Below are 5143 nucleotides of genomic sequence, written 5' to 3' on the forward strand. Positions count from 1 at the left end.
TGCCGCACGCCTCGCCGAAAATGGTAGGAAGTTAATGGAAGAGCGCTATGGCTGGGATGCTATCGGGGCGCTCCTCCGGCAGTACTATGCGGAGGTACTGACACCGTGAGGCTCCTTTTTATCTCCCCCTACGTCCCCTCCCCCATTCGGGTTCGTACCTACCAGATCTTGCGTCACCTTGCGCTCCTAGGCTGTGAGATCACCCTTGTCGCACTGGAAGATGCGCCGGTTTCCGAGAGCGCACGTGCAGAGCTTGCAACCTGGTGTAAAGACATCCATTTGGTTCCGCTCCCAAAACCTGCCGCCACGCTGCGCTGCTTATTGGCCCTTCCCACGCCCACCCCTATCTGGGTTGCCTACTGCCAGTCGCCAGAGCTAAAAAAACGCGTCACGGAGCTTGTTAAGACGAAACAATTTGATGTCGCTCACGTCGAACACCTGCGAGCCGCTGCAATTCGGCCCGCGCTGGGAAATCTCCCGTGTGTTCTGGATGCCGTAGACTGCATCACGGCTCTTCAGCGCCAGATGTTTGAGCAAGGCGAGAGTGTCAAACACAAGCTGATTGCCTGGGAGGAGTGGAGCAAGCTGCGCGCGTGGGAGCCTCGCGCCTATGCCCTTTACAACCAGCTCGCGGTGACAACCACTTACGATGCCCGAGAGCTACAGACACTTGACTCCCGCCTAAGCCCAGAAGTCATTCCCAACGGCGTGGACTTGGATTACTTCCAGCCCCGTCCTGACCAAGCCCGAGAAAAAGACACGATTATTTTTAGTGGAAAAATGAGCTACCGTGCCAATGAGGATGCCGCCTTAGGGTTTGCCTCTAGCCTCTGGCCACGCCTCAAAGAAATGCGCCCGAATCTCCGCTGGCTTATTGTCGGGAGCGAGCCAAGTCCCGCAGTTCAGCGTCTTGCACAAGACCCTGCCATTGAGGTGACAGGCTATGTTCCGGATATACGTCCCTACTTGAGCCGCGCAAGCGTCGCCATTTGCCCTCTTCGTATTGGCGTAGGAATTCAAAATAAAGCCCTAGAAGCGATGGCAATGGCCTGCCCTGTCGTTGCCTCGCCGATTGCAGGACGTGCGCTCCAAAATGCCGAAGATGATGGTGGCATAACGATTGCAAAGACGGAGGAAGAGTTCCTACGGGCGTGCCAGAAATTTCTTTCTGATCCGTCTTGTGCGCAAGCCACAGGAGCATCAGCACGGCGTTTTGTAGAACGTCACCACCGCTGGGATTGCGCTGCAAAGCGCTTTCTTGAGCTCTATACGCATGCAATTACTTCAATATAAACAAAGTGTATAAACAGGAACACGATCATACGGATATGAAAACCCAGGTATATTCTAACCAGCAATTGGTTGCGGCCACTCCAGTACCAATTACAAGCAAAAACATGCTCTATTTTGCCGCCAAGCGTCTGATTGATATCCTCGGTTCTTTCTTCGGGCTCGTGATGCTCTTTCCTGTTTTTGTTGTTCTGGCAATACTCGTTCGTCTTTCCTCAAGCGGAGCAATTCTTCACCGACGGCGCGTTCTTTCTCTTCAGAAGTATGAAGGTGGTACTCCCCATAGCTTTGATGCCTTTAAGTTCCGAACGATGGTAACCAATGCCGATGATTTTCTGAAAGAGCATCCCGAGTTAATGGCCGAGTTCCAGAAAGACTTTAAGCTACGCGATGACCCCCGTGTCACCAAGATCGGCCATAAGCTACGCCGTGCGAGCCTGGATGAGCTTCCCCAGCTCTTCAACGTGTTGTCTGGTCAGATGACACTGGTTGGCCCACGGATGATCTCCCCTCCTGAGCTGGAGATGTACGGCGAGTTTGCCACGAAGCTACTTTCTGTGAAGCCGGGCCTGACTGGTCTCTGGCAGGTAAGTGGCCGCCAGAACGTTTCCTATACAGAGCGCGTCAAGCTAGACATGTACTACATTGACCATCGCTCCATTGGGATGGATATCCAGATTTTATTGAAGACGGTCATCAGTGTGCTGAAACGCCAGGGAGCGTATTAAGTCATGAACCGCCTGGTTCGCAATGTCTTGCTATTTTTACTCTTAGCGGTTCCCTGTCTTATCTTACTACCACGGCTCAACTCGCCGATGCAGCTCTCAGAAAGTGGCCTGGATCAGCTCCTGGCATCCCGCTACACTGCCGCGACAAATCGCTTGGGAACCCCCCTTATTCGCCCTCTGGAAGCCGCTCGGCTGGTTTCTTATGGGGATGGGGCTCTCCCAGATCTCCGGCACGGCATTCTCTACACGGGTCTCGCCTCGGTGAGCATGAAGGTACTCAAGGAAACCAAAGGGGGGCAAGGTCAGCGTGCAACGACACTTCTCGGGCTCGTGCTCTTGCTGGGCGGAGGACTCTCCACCCTCTGGCTTTCTTCGCGATGTTTCCCGAAACGGAATGCACGGTGGGCGGCTCTCTTTTTTGTGTGGAGTGGCGGAGCGATTCTTGCTACGGTGACACCGGGCCCGGGATTACTCCTTGCGATTCTCGGAGCGGTACTTTGTGCGGTACTCCTGCCTCTGGATGTGAGTGCTTCTGACAAGCGCGCACCGGTCGGGCTGGCACTGGCTGCGGGTACTCTCTGGGGACTGCTGTTCCTGACAATCTACTCGGCGCTCCTGCTCTTGCCGTTTCTCGCCTGGCATGTTTGGCGTGTTACGCGCCGTGATCCCCGCGCGATCGCCGTCTTCCTGCTGGCGTCGGGGATCTTTGCCGTGCCCCAGCTTGCCCGTGCGTATAAAGTCACGAAGAATCCTCTTTACCATAGCCGCTGGATCGAGCTGACCATGCGTACGGACTCCTACCCTGGGACGACGCTCTACCACTCTGGCTCACTCCCCAAGGCAATCACGAACTACCTTCCCAACGGAGGTGTTGCTGAAATTGCGAACAAGTCTAGCCGAACGATTGTCGAAGTCTTGCCACGTGCGATCTCCACTCTCGGGCTTGCCTTATTACTCTTTATTGCCTCTAGCCTGATACGCTTTGCCGATCATCGCCTCAACCAGCTTCGTCGCTTGCTGTTTATGGTCATGCCGCTGCATATGGTGGCACTGAGTGTGTTCTTCTCCTCAGAAGAGTGTGTGAGTGTCTTGTTGCTCTACGCGCCGCTGGTGATGACACTGGGCGCAGGCTTCTTAGAGACAGTCGTTCATGCACGCCGTCTTCCCCGGCTTCATGCACGGGGTATCGTCTTCTTCTGGATTGTCGCCTGCTGTGTCTCTGGAGTGAGCCAGCTTCTGGCTCTACGCACCGCGCCCGCGCCTGCGCGGCTCTACGCCTTTCTCGGGCCAAGTGGGGCGAACCTGGAGCGCGTCCAGAACAATACCGATGGCGTTCTGGCTGCCGATGATCCGTTCACGATGGCGCACTATGCCAATGTTCCGGTCACGTTTCTGCCTGCCAGCGCTACCGATTTTCAGGAGCTAGAGGGACGGCTCAATAAACAGATCGTCGCTTTTGGGGTGACCCCTGCCCTGCGCTGGGATCGTCCTGAGGACGCCGCTATGGCACCTTGGGCGGAGACCTACCGACGCGTTATCGGGCTATTCTCTATTTCTGAGCTTCTTCCCCCTGCGGAGCGTGATATGCTCCGCAGCCGGATCTCCTACCCGGAGTCTATCCTGTCGTCCATCCGGACGTTTCAGGTAACGCCCGTCCGAGAGCCGGACAGTCGTGGCGACTACTCAGCGATCTTCTGGGACTTGACCTACCTGAAATCCTAGCGCGAAGCCAGGAGTCGCTGGGCCATGGTCAGGCAGGCAATAGACTTCATGTCCTGTATGCGCCCATCCCCAATCGCGGCGAGCGCGTCCTCCAGAGACAATGGAACTGTCTCGACAAACTCATCGTGGTCAGTGTGCGCGTCAGGACATGGTGTCAGATCCTCCGCAAGATAGCCCCAGATCTTCTCGGTACAGTAGCCCGGAGCCACATAGGCCTCGTAGAGCAGGGTGAGCTTACCGGGCGTAAATCCAATCTCTTCCGCGAGCTCACGGGCGGCAGCCACTGCTGGGTCTTCTCCATCCTCAATTCCCCCTGCCGGCACTTCAAGAAGAAGTCCATTGGTGGGAAGACGGAACTGACGAACCAGTAAGACATTGCCATTGGCATCTAAAGGCACAACGGCGATCGCACCACTATGCTCCACAATCTCGCGCTTGCTACTCTTCCCATTGGGCAAGGTAACGGTATCCACGCGGAGTCGCACGACGCGGCCTTCGTATTTTCGCTCACTCGCAGTCACGGTCTCGGTTAAGTTCATTGATTTGTCTCCAAAAACGTCGGGTTGAGGAGCCACTCAGGGATAGCCACGGGCTCCAGAGTGCGGTCTAGCTCCCCCGAAAGCAAGCGGTCGGGGAGCTCACGCTCGGCAAGCGCCAGCACTTCCTCCAGGGCAGTCTCAGGCACTTCTTCCTCGCCTTCAAACAAGCTGTACTCCATGAGGAGGCGAGCCCCAAAGTCATCCACCAGAAAAACGGCCCACGGGAGATCGTCTTCTACCCCACTGGCATCCCAAATAGTAGCCGTATAGCCGGAAGTCCCCACATAAGCTAGGCTACACTCCACTTCCTCTATGTCAAACTCGCTTCCCAGAGGTAGAACCGCCGGCCAGTCGAGTGTGGCCGGTGTCTCCTCAGAAACTTCAATCTCGTTCCAGCACGCTAAAAGGACATGCTCAAACCAGCGGTGACGGCTCTCAAGGGCCGCAAACTCGGGATCATCCGGGGTAAATAACATGGCTCTACTCTATCACGACGAAGTTATTGTATCATATACATCCACACACCGCTGCCACCTGGAAGAACAAGAGGTCTTGGGCAACCGTGCGCCCCATACTCGTCACCGAAATTCCCTGTTCGGCGAGGAGAGCGAGCCCTGGCTCCGGGTTAGCAAGCTGGAAGTCAATATCTAGGTTAGAGGGCAAGGGGAGTTTCTCGGGCCAGCCTGCCCTTACCCGACCACCCGCAAGGCTGAGCACGGTTCGGCTGTGGTGAGAGACTCCTTGATGCCGCGGACGTGGATCGGCATCTGAGGCACGGAGGCAACAAATCGCCTCACCACCAAGCGCCTTTGTTACGTGAAGCACCCACGCCTGCTCGATCCCTGAGAAACCGTAGCGCGTTCC

General features: G+C 56.1%; 6 protein-coding genes. 3 read left to right on the forward strand and 3 right to left on the reverse strand.

What is annotated here, in order from left to right; translation table 11 throughout:
• Positions 1 to 105 precede the first annotated feature (105 nt).
• The 3 genes from RMO15_RS04535 to RMO15_RS04545 all read left to right on the forward strand — a co-directional run bounded on the left by RMO15_RS04535 (position 106) and on the right by RMO15_RS04545 (position 3740).
• Positions 106 to 1293, forward strand: a complete 1188-nt coding sequence (locus RMO15_RS04535; RefSeq protein WP_309708402.1) for a glycosyltransferase — start codon at positions 106 to 108, stop codon at positions 1291 to 1293.
• Between the two features lie 104 nt (positions 1294 to 1397).
• Positions 1398 to 2018: a sugar transferase gene (locus RMO15_RS04540; RefSeq protein WP_309708405.1), complete on the forward strand. Its 621-nt coding sequence runs from the start codon at positions 1398 to 1400 to the stop codon at positions 2016 to 2018.
• A 3-nt stretch (positions 2019 to 2021) separates the two neighbouring features.
• On the forward strand, positions 2022 to 3740 hold the full coding sequence (locus RMO15_RS04545; protein ID WP_309708408.1) for a hypothetical protein: 1719 nt from the start codon (positions 2022 to 2024) through the stop codon (positions 3738 to 3740).
• On the opposite strand, the gene RMO15_RS04550 is transcribed toward RMO15_RS04545, so the two are convergent.
• From RMO15_RS04550 to RMO15_RS04560, 3 genes are all read right to left on the reverse strand, one after another.
• Complete coding sequence (locus tag RMO15_RS04550; RefSeq protein WP_309708411.1) at positions 3737 to 4279, reverse strand: NUDIX hydrolase; 543 nt, start codon at positions 4277 to 4279, stop codon at positions 3737 to 3739. The two genes, RMO15_RS04545 and RMO15_RS04550, sit on opposite strands and share 4 nt — an antisense overlap.
• Positions 4276 to 4755, reverse strand: coding sequence for a hypothetical protein (locus tag RMO15_RS04555; protein WP_309708413.1), 480 nt, complete (start codon positions 4753 to 4755; stop codon positions 4276 to 4278). Before RMO15_RS04555 ends, RMO15_RS04550 begins: the two co-directional genes overlap by 4 nt.
• 31 nt (positions 4756 to 4786) lie before the next feature.
• Positions 4787 to 5143: DUF3866 family protein (locus tag RMO15_RS04560; protein ID WP_309708415.1), on the reverse strand; the 357-nt coding region annotated here is incomplete at its 5' end.

It is taken from the genome of Armatimonas sp. (genome assembly GCF_031410135.1).
In the GTDB taxonomy this organism is placed as follows: Bacteria; Armatimonadota; Armatimonadia; order Armatimonadales; family Armatimonadaceae; genus Armatimonas.